We start from the raw sequence: 21,832 nt of genomic DNA on the forward strand, positions 1-21,832 counted from the left end.
ACGAACAAGAGATCGTCAGGGATGTGTCGAGGTGTGGCAGTCTCATGGGTTCGGAAATAAGTATTGTATATTATAATCCTGTATTATCAGGAGGATAAACTATCCATCCCCTCAAGGCTCTGGAATGAGGGAGCTCTTTTTTTATTGACTTTTCAGTCTATTAACGGTAACGTACGCCGCATTATCCATCTGTGAACGGATGGTCGGCTTCCCGAAGGTTCTTTCGTTGGATGGAGACTTGAACAGACGAACCCGTACGCGTTTTCGATCGATCGTTCTCCTCTCTCTGCTTCTCACTCTTATATTTCAGAATCATGCCTGGACACAGCAGCTGAGCCTCGACTCTTTGTGCCTCTCTGACCCGAGAATAGATCTCCCAGTGTCTCAGTTTCTTATGTCCCGTATATATGGGCGATATAACTGGAAAATCACCCATTGTGCGCTTCCCCCCGAATTCTCCCCTATGGAAAAAGGAGTTGCGGCGCTTCAGCGAGGAGATCTCAAGAAAGCAGAAGCCAAGTTCCTGGAGGTCCTAGAGACCGATCCGAAACATCCATTTGCAAATCTTCACCTCGGGAACATCTTTTTATCCACGGGGCGATTCGATATGGCCTTTCCTGCCCTGAACCGTGCCATTGCCTCAAACCCCGGCCTCGTACAGGCCCATCTTTTCCTCGCCAATCTACATGAAAGGCAAGGGAGGCTCACGGAAGCGATCAGAACCGTCCAGAAGGCCTACATGCTCTTTCCTGAGGAGACATCTCCCGAGGCAAAGGCTCTATCTAGTCGGCTGGCGCGCCTGAGAAATCAGCTCGAAAGCAAGACAAGCTTCGAACGGGGAGTCAAGCTCTTGCGGGAAGGGAACAACGAGGCTGCGGAAGCGGCGTTTCGGTCCGTTCTGGCCCTTCAAGCTGAGAATGTTCAAGCCTACCACTTCCTGGGCCTTTCTCTCGGGATTCAAAACCGCTTTGAGGAGGCAATCGAACAGTTCGAGGCCTTGCTCCGGATTCAACCGAAATCGATCGATTCCAGAACGCGCCTGTCGGAACTTTATCAATCGGGAGGGAGACTCACTGACGCCCGGTCGGAACTTGAAACGGGACTCTTTTTTCTGGAAGACAAGGATGGTCCGCTCGCCCAGTCTCTGGAAGAGAAATTGGATGATGTCGAAAATAGAATCGAATTGAAAGGATTCTTGGATCGGAGTTCAAAAGCGATCTTAGATAAAAGGGTTGACGTAGCAATCGCAACGCTACAGGACATCCTGAAGATCAATCCAGAACATGCCCTCAGCTATTTCAACCTTGGAAACATTTGGGCACAGAAAAACCGCTTCGACCTGGCGGAACTTCACTTTAAAAAGGCGCTTAAAATCTCCCCAGCATTCACAGAGGCCTATCAACGCTTAGGACAAGTCTACGGGATCATGCGCTCCTTTGGAAAGGCCAAACAACAATACGAATCAGCCCTGGCAACCCCGGGCGGGAAGCTTAAACCAATAAAAGGAAGACTGAAGGCCTTAATTGTTCAAAGCGAAGAAAGGATGCGACAAACCAGTGCGGCTGCGGAAAACGCCTCCCAGGCATCTCGGGAACACATTGAGGGCGGTGATCCTGAAAAAGCGCTTGCGTTTTTGGAACGCGCCGTTTTTCTCGATCCGGAAAATTCAAAATACCATTTTTCCCTGGGAGAGCTCTATGAACAAAAAGGTGACATCGACCGGGCATTGAATGAAATGCGGGGAGCCCTGGTCTTTAATCCGAACCTTATCCAGGCCCACCAAAACCTCGGACGCCTACTTGAAAAAAAAGGATACGTCTACCAAGCGGTGAAGGAGTGGAAACTGGCCTATGCCCTTCAACCCTCGGGTCGAAATAAGCAGGAACTTATGCGCTTGGCACGGAAGCTGAAAGAAACAGAGAAACAAACGTTTGCCCTGATCGCGCAGGCGGAGGAAGAAGCCCGGGAGGAGAGAAAGACGGCAGCGATCGAATTTCTGAAAAAGGCGCTTCTGCTCGCACCGGATAATTTAAGGATCCGTTTGATTCTTGGCGATCTTTATACGGAAACACGGGATGTGACTGCCGCTTACGCTGAACTCAATGCCGTTTTAATGCTGGAGGAGAAGCACGAGGGGGCAAAATATCGCTTGGGAAAGCTCTATTCCTCCGCGGGGCAATGGCGAGACGCCGAAAGGATTTTCCAGGAAATGCTTCAAGGGGAAGGACGCTCCGAGCACATTCGTGAAAAGGCCGAAACAGCGCTGGCACTTGCCTTGAAAAGACTAAGGAATGAAAAAAGCGCACAACGGCATCTGCAGCGGGGAAATCGCTTCTTCTCGGCACACGACTACCTTGCCGCGATAGAATCATACGAAAGGATACTCACAATCTACCCTTCCCACGTAAGAAGCCTCTATCAGACAGGCTTTTCTCATGAAAACCTAAGCGAAAATGAGAAAGCAATCCGTTTCTATGAGAAGGTCCTGGACCTCGACCCCCGGCATGTACAGGCACGCCAACGCCTCGGCTTTATCCATGAGACGGAAGGGAAAAATGAAAAAGCCATTCAGATATACCGGGCGACACTGCCTCTTTTCAATGGAGAAGACGATCCTGAGGCAGTTTGGGTCAAAAATCGTTTAAGCGTGCTAGAAAAGCGTCTTGTCGTCTCCATTAATCATGTGGTACTCAGCTATAACAGCAACCCGGCGGGATCTTCCAATCCTAAGGGAGACCTTTCTTCAAATCTGGGCATTGATCTGACCTACTACATCCGAAAAGACCGGCGTATTCAGATCCCTTTCGCTGTCAGCACTCACAACACATTCTTCTTTCAATCGAATTCCTATTTTAGTAGTGAAAGTTTTTCCCTCTCCGTCACAGGACTGGATTCACCCTTCTCTTATTCTGCCGGCTACACCCTTCGGCTGGGTCTGGCAAAAGATGGGGTGACGGGGACGGACAATATCGGAAGAATCGGGCTAACCTGGACCGGGGCACTTCCGTCAACGATCGGCCTGGACTACAGATACACCACCTTTACTTCTGTCAGCAATGAAAACTTTGATGCCATCCGGCAAAATCTTCGGCTGAGCCTGACGCAAAGGTGGGGAAGGGACAGCGCAACACTCTCATACCGCCTCGCTGACAATAACGCAAATCTGAACGATCAGGCCTCTCAGACGAACGGGATAGGACTCTCATATAACAAGGCCCTCTCAGACAAGATCAGAGTGGGCATTTCCATTAATTTTGAGCGCGTTCAATTTATCAATACGGATTCGCGGGAGAAAATCCACCGAAGGAATATTTTCAGGAGCCTCGGCCTGACCACCTCTTATGTGCTCCAAAAGAATCTGGTCTTCAATTTAAGCTATACCGAACAGCGCAACCGGTCCAATCTTCCCTCCGGCGCCATCACGGTAGAACAACGTCTTTCCGGGCAAGCGACTTCACTCGGGAGCTATAATCAACGACTGTTGAACCTGAGCGCAAACTGGTCTTTCTAAGGAACCTCTGATTAAGTCCGGGTTGGTACGCATCGCATAAGCATAAAAATATTTAAGTTCAACTCGTATCGAAGAATCATTCCCATTCTTTGGGAAGGTTCTTCCATTTTCCAGGAGATCTTATGTTTTGATTTAAGGCGTAAATCGCAGAGGATGGTTCTCGCGAAGCCATAGCCTGCTATTGTCAAGATTTACAACGCAGAAGCGGAACATTTTTGCCCTGAAAAAACTATCCGCGACTTATTCAGAGGTTCCCTGAGTCAAACCGCTACAGAGGCCTCACGATCCCTGCGGGGAGGAGCTCTTGGAGATTTTGCCCAAAATCAGGAATGACCTAAGATCTACGATTGGATCTTGGGATAAACCGCATAAGTCACCTGAAAGACTAGGCCAGAGGCCATAAGGACGACCGAGGCGTACTCACCCGTACGGTGAGGAGCAAAATGGCCGATAACGCAATACAAGCAGGCCAATCGGCAGTTCCTAATTCCGTCATCGCGGAATTAGGGGATGAAGAGCCTATTGACATCTTGTGGATAACATTCTAAGTTAGACCTTTTCGCTAAAACTTGAGAAAGAATGCTATTTGCCCCCTTTAGAATCAAACAGACCAGAGGATCTTCCCATGGGAGGCCTTGCGGACTCCGTGTTGTCCGATCGGCCATCGTTCTGGCCTTCTTACTGCATGCCGGACTCGCCTGGGCACAGATCGATGTAGAGGACATCTTTCCAAGCATCCTTGCCCCCGAACGAAAGAAAGCGCCCTCCGAAGTCAAGAAAGAAGCCCTGCCGGAGGAGAAAGCGCCCAAGGCGCCACCCTCCGTGCTCGACCGGGCACTCAAGCGCATCAGTCACGATTTGACCTGGGGTGGATATCTACGGAATGAGACCGCTTTTCGGATCGTAGACCCGACCGGATTTGACAAAATCCTCAATATCATACAACTTGAAGGTCGCTACCGCCTGACTCCGAGGGTAAGCCTCTCCGGACGCTTTTGGGCCTTTTATGACGCGGCATACGATGTAGAAAGTATCAGCACAGTCAGCCCTCGCAAAGGTTCCACCGTCCCCTGCCCGGAAGAAGTAAATCCGAACAACCTCGACCTGGATAATCCCTGCAATATTGAGATCGTGGATCATCGGACCAAGTTCAAAGAACTCTACCTTGATATCAACATGGAGAACTTCGATCTCCGGATCGGCAGGCAGATCGTCCGTTGGGGGGTCGTGGAAGGATCCCGGGTCACCGACGAGGTCAACCCTCTCGATTTTTACGAATTGATCTTAAGGGATATTGATGACCGATATATCCCCCTCTTCATGGTCAAGGGGGATCTTTACCTGGGGGCCAACTCCTTTGAGGCAATCTGGATTCCCGAGGTTCGAGGTCACCGTCCCGCGCCGCGGGGGAGCGAGTGGGAACAGTTTCAGCTTCTACCGGGACATATCAAACCAAGGCATGCATTCCAGGATATTACAGACTTGGATCAATTTAAGGAGGATATCGATAACGGCGAGTATGCCTTAAAATACACGCGCGTCTTCACTGGCCATGAGATTTCTTTCAGTTACTTTTATACCTGGGATGATTTTCCGGCCTCCTTTAGAAGCATCCAGGAGGCGACTATTTTCGGAGGTGAGGTCGCGGTTGATTTTCAACCGCGTCACAACCGGCTCACAATTTTGGGGACCACGTTCTCCAAGACCTTTCCCAGTTTTGTCTTAAACGCAGAGGCGGTTTATGTTGATGGAAAAATGTTTGGAACCCGCCTACAAAATCAGCCTTCGGCGGAGTTCGGGGAAAAACAAAGGGATTTTGTGAAGGGCGCAATCGGATTTGACGCCTATGTCCTCGGCGTCGACATCTCACCCGCAATCATCCTCCAATACATTTTCTACCATGATGAGGCGATCATCCAGGACCGCCTCGATACCGTCATCGCTCTCTTCCTCCGAAAGGAATTTGTTCATAATGTCTGGTCGGGGAATCTGCTCCTTTTAAGATTTGAAAATGACAATGACTGGCTGATCCGCCCCCGCACCAACTATAACGTGACCGACCGGGTCCGCCTCTCTTTCGGACTGGATCTCTTTGAGGGAAAGATCGGAAGCGGCCAGCCGGGAGAATTTAATTTTATCGGATTTTTCGACAATAACGATCGACTCTTTTGGGATATTACCTACAGTTTCTGATGATGAAAGAACTCCGCTTGTACATGTGTCTGACATTACTACTATTGCTTGCCGGATGTAGTGCGCAACCCTTTCCTCCTGACCCTGAGCCGACCGGAGACAGAAATGTCTCGTTCACTGAAACCTTCCTCTTTAACTTCAAAACCGGGGTTGGAGATATTTCAAAAGGGAATCCGGCCGGGAACCTCCAGATAGTATCCAATGCCGATCTCGCAACCTTGCTTTCAGCGGCACAAGATAAACAACTCCTGGGCCAGAATCTTGGCATGGTCAGCGGGGTGGTCCTTTTTAACGGAGCCACGGTCAAGGATGTGGCCCTGAAAGTCACCGATGCCGCCGGGAATATCATTGCCATCCGGATCGAGGGGGAGATAGAGAATGAAAACACGGTTCTACGCCTTCCGGACGGAACGGAATGTCAGGGGAGCTTTGCCGAGGATCCTAATAAGTCTGAGAACGGATTTCTTTCATTTGATGCGTCGGGGAAAATTTCGAGCTCCCTCTGCGTAAGCAGAACAGCCCGGGGTCAAGGAAGTATTTATTACAATAGCCCGGGTGGAATACCCGATTTTTCAAATGGCAAGGGAACTTCTGAGGCAGGTTCATTTACGATTTTCAATGTTCCTGCCGGAGATATTTATCTTTGGGCCTCGCGCGCAGCAAGAGGAAGTACGCGCATCACAGTTTTTGCGGAAAAGATCTCCGTTGGAAATATCCAGGTCTTTCCCATTACGATCGCTACAACAAACGTCGACGGCAACGCGGTGGACATCTCTCAAACAGATGGGACGCGTGTTTTGGACGCGACAATGACCATTCTGGGAAGTAATCCTGTCCTGACCGCAAACAGCGGAGCGGATGGAAATTATGTCTTCCCCACCATTGGCGCCAACAGCCACTTTATCATGAAGTCTGAGAAGAGCAGCTTCTGGACAACATACCAAGACCTCAACACCGCACCCTTTCAGGGACAGGCCAATATTCCGACGGTCAACCTCGACGCGAAGTTCTATCCGAATACTTACATCGATGAGAAGGCTGCCGAAGTTGGGATCACGACCATCGACACCTCAAAAGGGATTATCGCCGGTCGGGTCCAGAAAGGTGACGGAACCCCTCAGCACTGTGCCCTGTTGACCGTCACAAATGGAAACGGAGACAATCTTTTGGATGCAGGCGTAAGAATTGCCTACCCCGGGGATAACAGACCGGACTGCACAAGAAAAGACCCGAATAATAGTTCGGTATCGGATCCAAACCAAACTTCCTCAAGCGGGCAATTCATCATATTCAATCTCCCCCCCGGAGAGGTCTTTATTCGATTCGTGGCAAAGCTCAATCCCGAGCCTGCGGTGACCCGGATCAGCGGCGGGGCAATCGCTTCGGCCTTTCCCGGAGTGGTCTTTGATCTGGACCTCTTCAATTCGGGAAACGGATCCTCTCAGGAGCTTTCAGGCGGGGTCAGTAACGAGAGCAGTTTGTCTGTCTCTCCGGATACAGATATCGATATCCTGGGAATCATACAGCGGACTTACAATGACACATTTGATCTTGCCGCATATAAAAGTGATCCAAGCGGAGACTATCTCATCCCGGAAAATACTGCCAAAGAAGATCCGCCTTATCCATTGGTCGCAGGTATACCATACCGGCTGAAAACCTCGAAGGCAGGGTCAGCCGATACCTACCAGACGGTCAGGATATTCAATTCGGCAACCAAACAGGATCTGATCATATCGAGTAGCACGCCCCCCGCTTCCGGAAAGGGAGAAATCCACGGCGAGCTGATCAATCAGAACACTGGGCGTCTGGCTAAAGCGGTCACCTTAAAAATTACGGACTTGACAGGAACGCCCGTCGGCGGCGGGGAACTCACTTCAGCGGAGGGCAAGTTTACGATTACCAACCTCAATCCCGGCCTGGTCAACATAAAAGTCATCTCAGGGGATGATTCCGGAAACTTGGTGGCCCGTGTGTATGATCAAGGGGTTTCCTTCGTGAAGTTTCCCATGGTCAAGGTTATTCCGGTAGAGGTCAGCGTAACAGGGAATGTGAAAGATCTGGGGGGAAACACTGTTACCACGAGTTTGAAGATCCTGGGCCGGTCGGGCACCGTCAATTCATCGGACTTCCTTGACCTTGCGAAGGGCATTCAACTGGATACAAACAGCCGCTTTGTCATCAAGGCAACCAATGTAGATTTTGATACATATAACTTCTTTCCAAAGACCGGTATTACGGATTTATCCGGTCTGGATCTGTTTTCAGTCTCCAGAAATGAAATAACAACAATCGCTGGCGGAACGCCGCCCGATCCTTTAGATGGAATTATTGTCGGGAATACGGTTGAAAACCGCTTTGATCTGGGCTCCTCGACTACGACTTGCAACGACAACACCCATGGACTCGCAGCCGGTTTTTTCAATCAGGACACCAATCTAGATATTGCCGTTACGAATTGCCCCGACTCCGCCCCCGTCTCAGGCCCCTCGGACAGCGTGACCATTTTGTTCGGGGATGGGAATGGCGGTTTCAATACACCCTCTGAAGAAGTCGTCGGGAAAAATCCTGTCGCGATTACCCTTGGAGATTTTAACGGCGACGGGAGTTCTGATCTGGTGGTCGCCAATCAGGGAGATGACCCCGTTACAGACACGGGCATTTCGATTCTCCTGGGTAACCCAAAAGGCCAGTTTGCCTTGGTCGCAAACCCGATTCTTGATGACAACAAGGTCTCGCTTCCCATCACCGCACAACCTTTAGCATCTCCTCCTGTTGTCGGAGTCCCTTCACCCGTCAACGGTCCGGTTGCCCTGGCTGTCGGTCTCTTTGACTCAGACACAAATCTTGATATTGCCGTGGTCAATGGTGGAAATACCTCTGTCTTTATCTTATTGGGAAATGGCGATGGCACCTTCCACCCGAATGTTGATCCGACATTCGGAACCCTGATCTCAAATTCAATTACAGGGACGCCTACCGCCATCCTGGCTCATAATTTTAACAAAGACATACAAAACCAGGTAGATCTCGCCATTGCCATTAGCAACGGCACTGCCCCCGGAGAGATCCTGGTCCTGCATGGCAATACAGCAGATGGAACATTTCAAGCCCCCGATGGTACCTTATGTATTACAAATCCGATTTCGGTTGCCGATCCCAGGGCGATGATCACGGTCGATCTCAATTCAAACAATGTCCAGGATCTGGCCGTTGTCTCCGGAAATACCATTGCCATCCTTACAGGCAATGCGAGCGGCACATTTGAACTGCTCAAAGACCTGAGCAATGGCCCTGAAATAGATCCAGCCACGGGGAATCCAGTTCTCGATGCCTGCGAGAACCAGATTTTCCTCATAGCAGACCCTATCCTTTTTCCACCCGGAACCAACCTGACAGACATTACCTTTGGAGAGTTCAATGGGGACAACCGCGTCGATCTCGCGGTTTCCGATAAAGGGAGTGCTGGCATTGATCAGGTTTTTGTCCTCTTCGGAATTGGCGATGGGACATTCTCTGACCCGATTAAACTGTTTGGCACCGCGCCAGGAATTAATCCTGATCGTATTCTGTCCGTCAACATCGACAATAACGAACTGATCGATCTAATCGTGGTCGGCTCCAAGATGGAAAGCCTCCTCGGAAGTGAAAGACCGGTTGGGGGAATCTCTGTTGAGGCAAGAAATATGTCAGGCCTCCCCGCGGGAGGAGCGACACTCTATCTCGACTGTTCCGGAGGGGTCGATCCGACTTTAAATGCGACAGTATCTTGCACGAATGAAGACCTTAGCGGTCGTTTTGTAATCCTAAATCTCGATGTTCCGCCCGGTTTACCTCCCCCACCCGCCTTGACCGTGGTTCGGGCAAAGAACCAAAATGACTTTGGCGGGACTAGCTGCCCCTCTCCCATAAAGTGCGCGGCAGGAAACAGTCTCATCAATACCTTTGCGGACAGCGTTTCGTTTACAAAGGTCAGGATCACAACCCTGGACCCGATTAAAGTCCTTATCAACGGGGTCACCTTCGATCCGGTGGGCCCTCCTCCGGCAGGCCGCCCGGTCGGGACAGTCCAAATCGATATTCTGGGAACACCCCCCCCCATCCCACCTATTGAATCGACGAGCGGGCTGGGGACGGAAGGCGACTATACACTGACCCTCGATGCCAATAGCGAATATATCTTAAAACTCTCTTTCCTGGGTCCCTGACCCATTTCTTCAATAAGCCACGGTCAGGTTTTATCCCACAATTACAGAGAGAGATCTTCATCCCCCTCCCCTTTATCCTTGACTATTCTCATTATAGTGCTATTTTATTAAAATTCATGCCATTATACAGATAAAATTACTATAAGCGTATCACTAAAAAGCTTGAGGATCACATGTTTAGGATATTGATTCCTTCTCTGCTTATTGCATTGGTTCTTCGCGGGACAAGCGCAGCGGCTTCGGAGAAACTGCAAGTGGTGACAACGGTTGCGCCAATTACCAATATTGTTCTGAATATCGGTGGAAACCGGATTGACCTTCACGGGATTGTTCCGGAGGGAACCGACTCCCATACCTTTGAACCGGCGCCGTCCGATATTAAATATCTTGCCGGAGCCGACCTGCTGATCTTCAACGGACTCCATCTGGAGGTCCCGACCGAGAAACTGGTAAAAGCTAATATGAAACCCGGCGCCAGAATACTCAAACTGGGGGATCATACCATCGCTGAGAAAGAATGGCGTTTTGACTTCAGTTTTCCTGAATCAGAAGGCAGCCCCAACCCCCACTTATGGCTCAATATCGCCCATGCCATGCGCTACGCCGAACTGGTCCGCGATGCCCTGGTCACGCTCGACCCAGGGAACAAGACGTTTTACGAACAAAGGACACACAGTTACCTTTTGAGATTAAAAGTACTGGATGAGGCGGCCTTGAAGGTCATTAGAAGCATTCCTCCGAAGAACAGAAAGCTGGTCACCTACCATGACTCCTGGGCCTATTTTTGTCCGCGCTACGGCTGTACCGTCATCGGGGCGATCCAGCCTTCGAGCTTCTCCGATCCTCCTCCCAAAGAAATGGCCCGCCTCATCGACCAGCTCAAGGCGGAGAAAGTGCCAGCCATTTTCGGCTCAGAGGTCTTTCCAAGCAAGATCCTGAACCAGATCGGGAGAGAAGCCGGTGTTGAATTTATCTCTACCCTCCGGGACGATAACCTCCCTGGAGCCTCAGATACCCCGGAACACAGCTATATCGGGATGATGCTGGAAAATCTCCGAACGATGGCAAATACTCTAGGGGGAAGTCCGGATGGACTCGAGGGGATCGACCCTCGGAACCTGGACTGAAATGATATAGATTCTACAAAAATAAACAAGGAGGGCAGGGTGTCCAATATAGTTCGGTTTGGGGTCTCGATTGATGAGGGCCTCCTTAAACAGTTTGATGACTACATCGAAAGGAAGAAGTATACGACCCGCTCTGAGGCCTTGCGGGATCTCATTCGGGACCACCTGGTTGAGGATGAGTGGGATGAGAATAAAGAGACCGTCGGAACCATTACGATCGTTTACGATCATGATGTCCGGGAGTTGATGGAAAAACTGACCCATCTGCAACACCACTACGAAAAACTGATCCGCTCAACCCTCCATATCCATCTCGATGCCCATCGCTGTCTGGAAGTGCTTGTCGTTCAAGGCCGGAGTGGCGACATCAAGGAGGTTGCAGAGAGATTGATTGCGACAAAAGGGGTCAAGCATGGAAAATTGACAGCCACAACCACCGGAAAGGATTTATAAAAGAGTGATGACAGTGAACCGGCTGGCTCAGGAGCTTTCTCCTGAACCAGGAAAATCACTTGTTTCCTTATCGAATGTGACTTGCGGATATCATAATCGTGTTGTCTTCCAGAACCTCTCTCTTCAGATCTTTCCAAGACAATTTGCAGGCCTGGTCGGCCCAAGCGGCGCAGGAAAATCAACCCTCCTCAAGGTCATTCTCGGCGTCGTTCCGGTTCTTTCCGGCACCGTGAAGGTCTCAGACAGATTTATAGATGGGAATCAAACCCCTCATATTGGATATGTCCCCCAGATAGAGACCGTCGATTGGGATTTTCCGGTGACCGTGGAACAAGTCGTTGCCATGGGACTCTACCGACAATCCAGGCGCCTCCCCTGGCTGACCCGGAAAGAACGGAAACGGATTAAAGATCTCCTGGAAGAGCTCGGAATCGGGTCCTACGCGCATCGGCAGATCAAGGCCCTCTCCGGCGGAGAACAACAACGTGTCTTCCTGGCCAGGGCGCTGGTCGGGGACCCGGAACTCCTCATCCTCGATGAACCCACCTCCGGGGTTGATCTGAAGACCCAGCACGCCATCCTCCATCTTCTTGGCGAGTTAAACCGACGCGGGGTCACAATCCTTCTCACCACGCACGATCTTAATGCCGTTGCAAGGCATCTCCCCTGGGTGATCTGTTTCAACAAAAAGGTCATCGCCCAGGGAGATCCCGAAGAGGTCTTCACTGCGCCCATACTCTCCCGGACCTATGACTCGGAAATGTCGGTCATCCGCCATGGAGATGTTATCCTCATCGATGACAGCCCCAAGGCCGGGCTGCACTTTAAGCGACATCAGCATGCCCCTGAGGACCGAAGACCAGGGGGAAGAGGGCAGGCTAAATGAATTTCATTACCGCCCCCCTCCAGTATGAGTTTTTTATCCATGGGCTGATCGCGGCTTCACTGGTGGGTGGAATCTGCGGCTTGATCGGAGTTTATATCGTCCTGAGGCGGATGAGTTACATAGGGCACGGCCTTTCACATGCCGTTTTTGGCGGGGCCGTGGTCAGCAGCGTCATGAACTGGAACTTCTATCTCGGCGCGGGGCTCTGGGGGTTTTTTTCTGTCATTCTGATCAACTATGTCGCCCGGAAAAAGAAGATCGGGGCTGATGCCGCGATCGGCGTGATCACCACGGCCAGCTTTGCCGTCGGGGTCGCCATTATCAGCCAATACCGCCGGTTCACAAAAAACTTCGAGGCAGTACTCTTCGGGAATATCCTCGGCGTCACCTCGGAAGACCTCTGGATGATCGCAATCGTCGCATTTGTCTCTGCTCTGCTGATCTTTGTCTTTTATCGACAGCTTTTATTCACAACCTTTGACGCCGACGTGGCCCGGATCTACGGCGTTCCGGTCGGCTGGACAGAAACCCTCTTTTCCTTGATCCTCGCCGCCGTCATCATCGTCTCAATGCAGGTCATGGGGGTTACAATGATTGCCGCCGCCATTGTCATCCCGGCCGTCGTCGCCCGCCTCATCACGGACAGCTTTAACAAGATCGTCTTTCTTTCTGTCCTGATCGGCGTATTTTGCGGCATCTTCGGAATGTATCTCAGTTTCCACCTGAACATCTCATCCGGCGCAACCATCGTCCTGGTGGGCGCCGCGATCTTTGTCCTCACCTATGTCGTCCAATCACTGAGAGAAAAAATCCTCCTGCCCAAAGAAGGAACGGTGCCTGCCCCTCTCGATACGATCCCGACCCACCAGCACCCTCACGAACATGCCGGCTTCTTCCATGTCCACGAACATTCCAATCATGAAAAAGACAGCCCCGAAGGACGGTAGAGCAGGATCAGGGGACGAGGGTCAATTGGATATCATATGATCCGAACTGCCCCGCTGACGGCGGGGCGAATGGCGAACGCATCACCAAGACAGACAGGCGCTCGGTTGCCTGAGCCGTCCAGGTGTTTGTGGATGACAGGGGTTCAGGAAAGGGGGGACCTCCGTTTTTAGGACAGGTGCTAATACCGATGTCCGGATCGACCCCGCACCCAAAGTAACTTATCCCACCCCGATTATCAAACGTGAATAAAGGGTTGTCTATGCTATCTTTGATCGTCAGAAAAGTATCCGCACCGTTTGTCAGGTTCAAGGTCTCAAGGGTATAGACTTCATCTAATTCCACGTCAAAGAGTATCTTATCTTCATCCTCAAAGGGATTTGGCCCAGACAGATAAAGTGTATGATGTTGGGCACCCCCCCCTGCAATGAGATTTAGCTCCACCGTTTTGTCACCTTCATCCGGAAAAAGCTCAATTTGCCTGTCCTTCAGTATAAACTGGAGGTCATCGGTTTCTGTCCCAGGTCGTTCGGCCTCAAAAGCGAGCCAGAAGGACTCCATTGTTGCCTGTCGCGACAAGAAAGGGGTACTCATGACCAACTGCAATATATGCTCGAAAGTCAGGTCAAGTGGGTCAGTATCAACAGCGGTCGGATCAGTCGGGGCCAGTCCATCCAGAATATCCCAGAGAATGCCGGCCACGGCAAGCTCGCTGGTCGTATAGATGGCCCCGGGCCTGAGCGGGGAAGAGGGATCTTCTATATCAAAGAAAAATATCGTCCCACCATTCGTATTTGTATCAACATAAACCGGGTTGGAGCGCACGGCGCTTGAAAAGAAATTGGCCCACCCCTCCGACCAGCTCAGGCGAATATCCTGGTCATTCTCTGAAATGCCATGAAAACCGCCAGGTGAATCGTCATGAGAGAACTGCGCCAAGATGAAATGACCATACTCATGCGCGATGACGGCATCATCATATTCATCAGAATCTTCTGCAATACAAACATCTCCTACCCCTCCTCCGCAGATAAAGATGGCATTGCTTTGGTTACTGAATGTCGCGAAAAATGTTCCCTCTGAGCCCCCCGGTTCCCAATAGCCGGTCAACAGAGGGAGAGGACAGGCAGGACCGGTGCTGGGGAATGGGCAAAGCCCCGTGCCCTCGATAAGTTCACCTGATTTTGAGAAGACATCGAGAATGTTAAAGGCACCGCCGATGCCTGCGGCCGGTGCCAGTACGTCCTGGATAAAGGGTGTTCCTGGACTACTGTTGTCAAAAGCGCTGGAGATCACGGAGAGCAGGGCCTGGTCCGTTAAATTATTCCGAATTTCAACTTGTGTCGGATTTCCAGGCTGAGGATCGGTTTGCGTGACAACCTGGACGTAGATCCCCCCACGCTTTGAGGAAGCATCTATCGAGGAAGGAAGTCCAACATAATTTCCTTGCTCATCGGTTAAACCTGAGGCCAACTCCGTAAATCCATCGATGGCAATGACCTTAATAACGGCATTTCGGATTGGCATGGGAACAGGGGCTCCAAGACCACTTTGACTGACCGGTCTGTCCTCATATTCTGCCCTTCCAGAGAGGGAGAAGGGATTTCCGGGATCTGGACTGACCACGCCGACCAAGGCGCTACCTGTCACTGCGCCGGAAACCGGCCTCACCGTGATTCGCACGACGCCGATGGACTTTGCAGTGGCCAGGCCATTTGCATCCACCGTAACAATGGAAGGATCATCAGAGTCCCACACCACAGTACCGGAAGCGGATAGCGCAGCCGCTGAGAACTGAAAGGTTTCCCCATTTACAATGTTGACCTGGATTGAAGGAGCCGTTGTCTGCGGAGTACCAACAAAAGAACTGTTCTTTTTTCCGCACGCGGAGAGGGTGAGGCAAAGGAGTACGAGCATCCCGATTCGGATTCCCGAGTGCATCACCTTATTTCCCCCGAAACTCAAGGATGGTCTCTCCACCCTCTTTTCGTATGATGGGTTCACGGAACTCAGGAGCCCCTTTCTTCGAGCCCTTGAGCTTGCTTTCCTGAAAGAAAGTTCCCCCTGCGGAAAACTGAAGGCTCGCCTTTCCCCGGATCTCCTGTAGAAGGCTCCCCGGATCCAGGATGGTCACTTCAATTGTCCGGATCTCTCCCTTCTCCAAAGACCCTTCCCAAGTGGTTTCGCCCTCAAGAACGCTTGCCCCCGGCGGAAGATCAATAGAGAGCGTCACCCGGCCCGACGCGACATTGGCTTTCGCCTTGAGCGTCAATTGAATCTCACCGTCTGACAGACCTTGATGGCGAAACGTAAGGCGAAGCGGAGGCCGCGGTTTTGCCTCCACAATTGGGGAGAAAATGATGAAAAGAAAAAAGGGCAGGGTAAAGGAAGTTAAAATCTTTCTAATCATACTTAAGTACCTTAAGTTATTTGAGCCATTTGGAATCACCTTGATGATGTAACGGTTCAGAATGCCCCTATTTTTATTCAGGGCAAGGCGCGAGGAGCACAGAACCGCAACGTTATACGTGAGGATCGAGCACCACAGCAACGCAACCATGAGGGAAAAGAGGGGCGTGCTGAATCGTTACAGGCAGTTTATCATATTGGGAGGGGATTGCCCTGAAAAACAGGCGGAGAGATTTTCAAGAACAATGAAACCCATTCGAACCCGGGTCTCCGTAGAAGCGGAGCCGATATGGGGGGCCATCACAACATTTCTAAGCTGTCGTAACCGGGGTGCGAGTCGGGGTTCCTCTTCAAAAACATCGAGTCCCGCACCGGCAATCCGTTTGTCACGCAGGGCCTGAACCAGGGCCTGCTCGTCTACGATCAGTCCCCGCGAGGTATTGATCAGGAAGGCGCTCGCTTTCATTGTCCGGAACGCCTTCTCATTAATTAGGTGAGTGGATGCGTCCGTTAAAGGGAGATGAAGGGAGACATAGTCCGATATTTTCAGGAGACGCATCAGGGAAAGATACTCGACATGGAGAGCCTTTTCCTCCCTGGCGGAAAGACGGTGTCGCTGGGTGTACAGAACTTTCATCGAAAATCCAGCCGCACGGCGGGCCATCGCCTGACCGATCCGTCCCATCCCGATAATTCCGAGTGTTTTTCCATAAATGTCACTTCCAAGAAGTTCAGTCGGCGCCCAGCCGTGCCACTTTCCAGACCGAACCATCTGATCGGCCTCCGGAATCCGCCGGGCGACCGCCATAAGAAGCGACCAGGCCAGATCCGCCGTCGTCTCAGTGAGGACACCTGGGGTATTGGTGACCGGAATGTTTCTCTCAGCCGCCGCCTTGAGATCAACATTGTTGTAACCCACGGCATAGTTGGAAACGATCTGCAATCGGGGGGCAGATGCAATCACCTCACGGTCAATCGCATCGCTCAACATGCTGATGATCCCGTCTGCAGATTTCACCCCCTTGAGGAGCTGCCGCCGCGAGATCGGGCGGTCAAAACCGTGGACATGGAGATCGAAGCAAGAGCCCAGCTTTTCCATAACCGGTTCGGGTAGGGTGCGTGTCAGAAAAATGTGCGGTAAGCTCATCAGTGGGCTTCACTCCAGTTTTGGCCCATGCCGATATCGACCGTCAGCGGAATCTTAAGGGTGACGACACCCTCCATCAAGGAGACGACCTGCTCCTTCATCAGATCCACCTCATCCAGGGGCACTTCAAAGATCAGCTCATCATGCACCTGAAGCGTCATCTTACTTGCAAGCTTCTCCTCCCGCATCCACCGCCAGATGGCGATCATGGCAAGCTTGATGATATCGGCGGCGCTACCCTGGATTGGGGTATTCATCGCCATCCGCTCCCCCATGCCGCGCTTGTGGCTATTCGGGTTTGAGAGATCCCCAATCTGTCTCCGTCGCTGGAAAAGGGTGGTGACATATCCCTTTTCGCTAGCGGTTTTCAGGGTCTCCTCAATAAACTGCTTCACGCCATAGTAATGCTCAAAATAAAGGTCGATATATCGCTTCGCCTCAATCATAGAAACCCCCAGGCTTGCCGAAAGGCCAAAAGGGCTCTGGCCGTAAATGATCCCGAAGTTCACGGCCTTGGCCGTCCGGCGCATTTCAGAGGTGATTTCCTCTTTTGAGAGGCCGAAGATCTCAATTGCCGTCCGCGTATGCACATCCTCCCCGACACCGAAAGACGCAATCAGTTGGGGATCTTCAGACATGTGGGCCAGGATACGGAGTTCAATCTGACTGTAATCGGCAGAGAGGAGGCAATGACCGGGCTCGGCCGTAAAGGCCTCTCGAATCCGTTTTCCGATCTCCCTCCGGATGGGGATGTTCTGAAGATTCGGCTCCTTTGACGAAAGCCGCCCTGTCGCCGCAATAGTTTGATTCAGTTGGGTATGGACCCTGTGCGTCTCGGTGTGGACCAGTTTAGGAAGGGCATCCACATAGGTCGATTTCAGCTTCACCCACTGACGGATGCTCAAGACCTCGGCCGGCAATTCGTGCTGTGTTGCCAGTTGCGTCAGGACCTCTTCATTGGTCGAGAAACCGGTCTTGGTCTTTTTAATAGGGGTCAGTCCGATCTTTTCAAATAAAATATGCGCCAATTGTTTTGGAGAATTGATGTTGAATTCGACCCCGGCAAGGCGATGGATGGTTTCGGTCAGTGCGCTGATTTTCCCCTCAAGCTCTAAGGAGAGTTCTTCCAGGAGGGGGGTATCGATCTTGACCCCGTTTCGCTCAATATCAGCCAGTACAGGTATCAGGGGGATTTCAATCTCAGAAAAAAGCTGGGTGAGCGATTGTTTTTCAAGGAGGGGCGGAAATATCTTCGACAACCTCAGGGCCGCGTCGGCCCGTTTACAGAGCGTGGCGGGAAAGGTCTCCGGGTCGCGGTCTTTTTTTGAAGGCGACTTCTCATCCGGGATCATCTCCTTCATCGGAACAAGAAAAGCGTTCAGATATTCGAGGGCCACCGCTTCAAGCGAATGATCCCGCCTATCCGGTTTCAGGAGATAGGAGGCAATCATCGTATCGACAATCCGGCCCTGCAATGAAATTCCCCGATTTTTCAGAAGGATCAGGACGGGCTTCAGATTATGGCCCGTCTTGGTGATCTTCTCCGATACCAGGATCTCCTTGATAGGTTCCGGAAGATCTGCCTGATCTGAAAGGGGTAGGTAGAAGCGCTTCCCCTCTTCGGGGGTGAGGGCGATACCGACCCAGGCCGCACACATCGGCGTCAAAGAGGTGGTCAGAAACTCCAGTCCCACCTCACCGCTCTTTTCTGCCATCAACGCGATCTTTCCACATTCAGAGGGATTCACGACTTGATAGCGCTCGTCCTGTTTTGGGACAGAGGGCTGAAATTCCCGTATCAAGGCCGAAAACTCCAACTCCCGAAAGAGGGGAAGCAGTCGGACCGGGTCTCCGGGACGGCATGCCAGGCGGTCCAGATCAAAATCTATTGAAAGGTCGGTATCAATCGTCACGAGAGATCGGCTTAAGCGGGCCTCCTCTGCCTGCGAGGACAACATAGCCCGGAGTTTGGGTCTCTTCACCTGATCCAGATTCTTAAGGAGATGATCAATGCTGCCGAATGTTCCGATCAGCTGAATAGCCGTCTTAGGCCCGACCCCTTTTACACCGGGGATATTATCCGCCGTGTCGCCCATCAATCCCATGATCTCCACCATCCGGGGTGGCATCACCCCGAATTTCTCCAGGATGGTCTCTTCCGTGATCACCTTCTCCTTCATGGAATCGTAGACCGTCACCGATGGAGAGATGAGTTGAAACATATCCTTATCGCCGGAGACGATCACAACCTGAAGTCCTGCCGCTTCCCCCTTTTTAGAAAGCGTCCCGATGAGGTCGTCGGCCTCAATGCCTTCCTCCATCAGAGACGGGATCTCAAAGGCCTCCACCAATCTATGGATGTAGGGGATTTGGACCTGAAGCGGATCGGGCATTTCAGGACGATGGCTTTTGTATTCCGGATAGGCAATATGCCTTGTGGTCGGGCCTTTGGTATCAAAGGTCATGGCCATATAGTCCGGGCGCTTCTCCTTGATCAACTTGAGGAGCATCTGCGCGAAGCCATAAACGGCATTGGTCGGAAGGCCCGAAGACGTCGAAAGTTCCCGAATGGCGAAATAAGCCCGGTAGACATAGGCACTGCCGTCAATAATATAAAAGATTTTTTTCATCATGCCAAAGGGTAAAATACCGCTGGGGTAAATGGGGAACCGAGAATCATATTACATCGGCAATGGTATCCTGTCAATTTGGAGTCCTTCTCCACCCTCCGGTTCTCCTGCGAAGACAAGGCGACCTGACCGTTCATCCCAGGATCCTTCCTCTGAGGGCAATTCTGGGAGAATAAAGGACGATTCATTCAAGAATCTTCCCGTTTTCAATCATTAAAACCTATTTCTTCAACCAATTTCAGGCAACTCCCTCCCCATTTGGTTCTGATATAGGGGGTGATCCCAATCATTCGTGTGATATTTCGGCCCTCTTAAGATCATGGATTTATTAATGTTTACATGAATTTATCAAGCACCGGGCAGTCGAGTTGAGGTAAGCTCAAAATTTTTTCGCATGGCAATTGCATAACCAAAACCAGATCTAGAAATCGGCAGGCTCAACACAGGAGAAAATGACCACCGGCCATGCGCATACGTTACAGAATTGCTGGCTCAGGATTTCGAAACCTCTGAATAAGTCATTGATTTTTTTTTCAGGGCAAGTAGTATCTCGCTTCTACATTGTAAACTATATGAAAATGGCGGACTATGGCTTCGCGAGAACCATCCTCTGCAATTTCCGCCTTGAAAAGGTTAATTTAAGGTTTGTCTGATAGCGTGATTGTTAATTTTGATCGTACTCGTGAAAATTTAAATAGGATCACAACAGAGAGGAGGTAGAGGAGACTGGAAAAATGAAAGAGAATCTCGAGGGTGTGCTTCGGACACACATGGCCGTAACTACCTAGCTAGGGACCGCGAATGACTAAACGAACGACAAGAAGATCCGTTTCCCTGGTGGGTTTATCATGGAGGATTTATTAATGTTTGTTAGGGAAAAAACATCATCTATTGGGAACAAAGTCAGAAGATCAATCAGCATATGTTGCACGCTCGGTGTTGTTATGAGTGTTATCGGATTTTCCGGCATTCAGGCCTTCGCCGAAGCAATACTGGAAAATACAACGCCGTCGGTAAGGACGTGACTGTTCCGGCTACGGTCGATGGTGTGGTGATAACAATAGGCGGCACGGTGGCCACCACCCCATATGTGGTGTCCACCGACCATTGATTGAGGTGCCCGAGATCACCGCGAGCACCTTCGGTCAACTGCTCGACGCCAACGCCAAAGATAAAGCACTCCGTTCGTTCTTCAGCTCGGATACTGTCGGCCTGGACGCGGATCAAATGAAGGCAAACTACTTCGCTCGTGTTGAGTACGCTTACCCCAATCATACAGCATTCCTCCCAGTGAACTTCCTTGAACTCGCCGGCATCACCAGCCACAGGCAATACCTATCCAACGTTCGCTGGCGGAACCCTTAAGTCAGCGGGCCACGTCTATTCGGACCAAGCAGGTAATACATATAACATCCCTGACGCCGAGTTCGTTGTCGAACTCTCTGAAAATGTCGTCGGAGGTGTTGTCAGCAGCATGGCTCTGGGCGATGGTTTTGACAACCCGACATCCTTTGTGGTCGGCAACCTGCTCCTGATCATGAATCCGGATCCTCGTTTCGACAATATAGTCCTCGGAGCACTTGATACAACTGTCCCGATAAGCGTCTTTGAAACTCAGGGACTTGGCCAGGTGATTTCCGCCGTCGGGCACATGGTCGGCCCACACGTCTTTTTCGTCCAGGAACTCGGCACCAACCTGCTCGACACGACTCTGGGTCCCTTTATTCTCACCGAACGTTTCCAGTTCGATGATGCGGACGACGAGATTCGCTTCCGTGGCCAGGTCAGCGAGAAGGGAACTGAAGGCGAAGAAGATGAACTTTATATGAAGGTCCTAATAAGTGATGGGATTGGCACCACTCGAGATTTTCAGGTCGACATTCTGCCACCCGATGTGATCGGCGCTCCGGGTGGGATTTTTGGTTTCCGAAGTCGTGGTGACTTTGATGTTGCGTCTGTAACACAGATTACCGTCGCATTGTACTACAAGAGGGGGACAGGAGGCCTCCCGGCAGATCCCGGATTTCACACCCAAGACGAGGAAGTCTTCAGTGAGATAATCCTCCGATCTGATGTCACTGGACAATAAATAGGGGGAAGATCCGTCTGGCCCGTTGGATGAGAACGACGGCCCCGGGAACACAATCTTCCGGGGCCGTCGTCACCAACAGATAAAATTATAAACCGCTCCATCCTCTGTCCAATCAAATTGTTTTTTGCTCCCTTCCAAAAATACCGGATGATCCAAGCCCCGTACGGGTTAAGCCTTTTCACCCCCTTATCCACACCAATGGAAGACCTTCACCACTACCTGATAAACAGA

General features: G+C 51.2%; 13 protein-coding genes. 8 read left to right on the forward strand and 5 right to left on the reverse strand.

Going from position 1 to position 21,832, the window contains the following annotated elements; all coding sequences use genetic code 11:
* The first annotated feature begins 199 nt into the window (after nucleotides 1–199).
* The 7 genes from EYQ01_07490 (at nucleotide 200) to EYQ01_07520 (ending at nucleotide 13,325) form a co-directional block, all read left to right on the forward strand.
* A complete protein-coding gene (locus tag EYQ01_07490) occupies nucleotides 200–3,511 on the forward strand; it encodes a tetratricopeptide repeat protein (protein HIE65638.1) in 3,312 nt (1,103 codons plus the stop codon).
* Between the two features lie 579 nt (nucleotides 3,512–4,090).
* Nucleotides 4,091–5,704: a hypothetical protein gene (locus EYQ01_07495; GenBank protein HIE65639.1), complete on the forward strand. Its 1,614-nt coding sequence runs from the start codon at nucleotides 4,091–4,093 to the stop codon at nucleotides 5,702–5,704.
* Nucleotides 5,704–9,912 carry a VCBS repeat-containing protein gene (locus EYQ01_07500; GenBank protein HIE65640.1) on the forward strand — a complete coding sequence of 1,403 codons (4,209 nt, stop codon included), beginning with the start codon at nucleotides 5,704–5,706 and terminating at the stop codon, nucleotides 9,910–9,912. Before EYQ01_07495 ends, EYQ01_07500 begins: the two co-directional genes overlap by 1 nt.
* A gap of 173 nt (nucleotides 9,913–10,085) precedes the next feature.
* Nucleotides 10,086–11,039 carry a zinc ABC transporter substrate-binding protein gene (locus tag EYQ01_07505; protein ID HIE65641.1) on the forward strand — a complete coding sequence of 318 codons (954 nt, stop codon included), beginning with the start codon at nucleotides 10,086–10,088 and terminating at the stop codon, nucleotides 11,037–11,039.
* 39 nt (nucleotides 11,040–11,078) lie between these two features.
* Nucleotides 11,079–11,492, forward strand: coding sequence for a nickel-responsive transcriptional regulator NikR (gene nikR / locus EYQ01_07510; protein ID HIE65642.1), 414 nt, complete (start codon nucleotides 11,079–11,081; stop codon nucleotides 11,490–11,492).
* Nucleotides 11,493–11,499: 7 nt separating this feature from the next.
* Nucleotides 11,500–12,378 carry a metal ABC transporter ATP-binding protein gene (locus EYQ01_07515; GenBank protein HIE65643.1) on the forward strand — a complete coding sequence of 293 codons (879 nt, stop codon included), beginning with the start codon at nucleotides 11,500–11,502 and terminating at the stop codon, nucleotides 12,376–12,378.
* Entirely contained in the window at nucleotides 12,375–13,325 is a 951-nt protein-coding gene (locus tag EYQ01_07520; GenBank protein HIE65644.1) for a metal ABC transporter permease, read from the forward strand. The genes EYQ01_07515 and EYQ01_07520 overlap by 4 nt, the downstream gene beginning before the upstream one ends.
* Nucleotides 13,326–13,332: 7 nt before the next feature.
* Here the strand turns inward: EYQ01_07520 and EYQ01_07525 are convergent, their stop codons facing one another.
* The 5 genes from EYQ01_07525 to EYQ01_07545 form a co-directional block, all read right to left on the reverse strand.
* Nucleotides 13,333–15,264, reverse strand: a complete 1,932-nt coding sequence (locus EYQ01_07525) for a hypothetical protein (GenBank protein ID HIE65645.1) — start codon at nucleotides 15,262–15,264, stop codon at nucleotides 13,333–13,335.
* A 4-nt stretch (nucleotides 15,265–15,268) separates the two neighbouring features.
* On the reverse strand, nucleotides 15,269–15,733 hold the full coding sequence (locus tag EYQ01_07530) for a hypothetical protein (protein ID HIE65646.1): 465 nt from the start codon (nucleotides 15,731–15,733) through the stop codon (nucleotides 15,269–15,271).
* Nucleotides 15,734–15,910: 177 nt separating this feature from the next.
* Nucleotides 15,911–16,879 carry a D-glycerate dehydrogenase gene (locus EYQ01_07535; GenBank protein HIE65647.1) on the reverse strand — a complete coding sequence of 323 codons (969 nt, stop codon included), beginning with the start codon at nucleotides 16,877–16,879 and terminating at the stop codon, nucleotides 15,911–15,913.
* Entirely contained in the window at nucleotides 16,879–19,512 is a 2,634-nt protein-coding gene (gene polA / locus EYQ01_07540) for a DNA polymerase I (protein HIE65648.1), read from the reverse strand. Before polA ends, EYQ01_07535 begins: the two co-directional genes overlap by 1 nt.
* Before the next feature lie 948 nt (nucleotides 19,513–20,460).
* Nucleotides 20,461–20,784 (reverse strand): hypothetical protein, encoded by a 324-nt coding sequence (locus EYQ01_07545; protein HIE65649.1) that lies wholly within the window; start codon nucleotides 20,782–20,784, stop codon nucleotides 20,461–20,463.
* A 25-nt stretch (nucleotides 20,785–20,809) separates the two neighbouring features.
* Here EYQ01_07545 and EYQ01_07550 point away from each other — a divergent pair, with 25 nt between their 5' ends.
* Nucleotides 20,810–21,598, forward strand: a complete 789-nt coding sequence (locus tag EYQ01_07550) for a hypothetical protein (protein ID HIE65650.1) — start codon at nucleotides 20,810–20,812, stop codon at nucleotides 21,596–21,598.
* The last annotated feature ends 234 nt before the right edge of the window (nucleotides 21,599–21,832 follow it).

Source organism: Candidatus Manganitrophaceae bacterium, assembly GCA_012960925.1.
Taxonomy (GTDB): Bacteria; Nitrospirota; Nitrospiria; order SBBL01; family JAADHI01; genus DUAG01.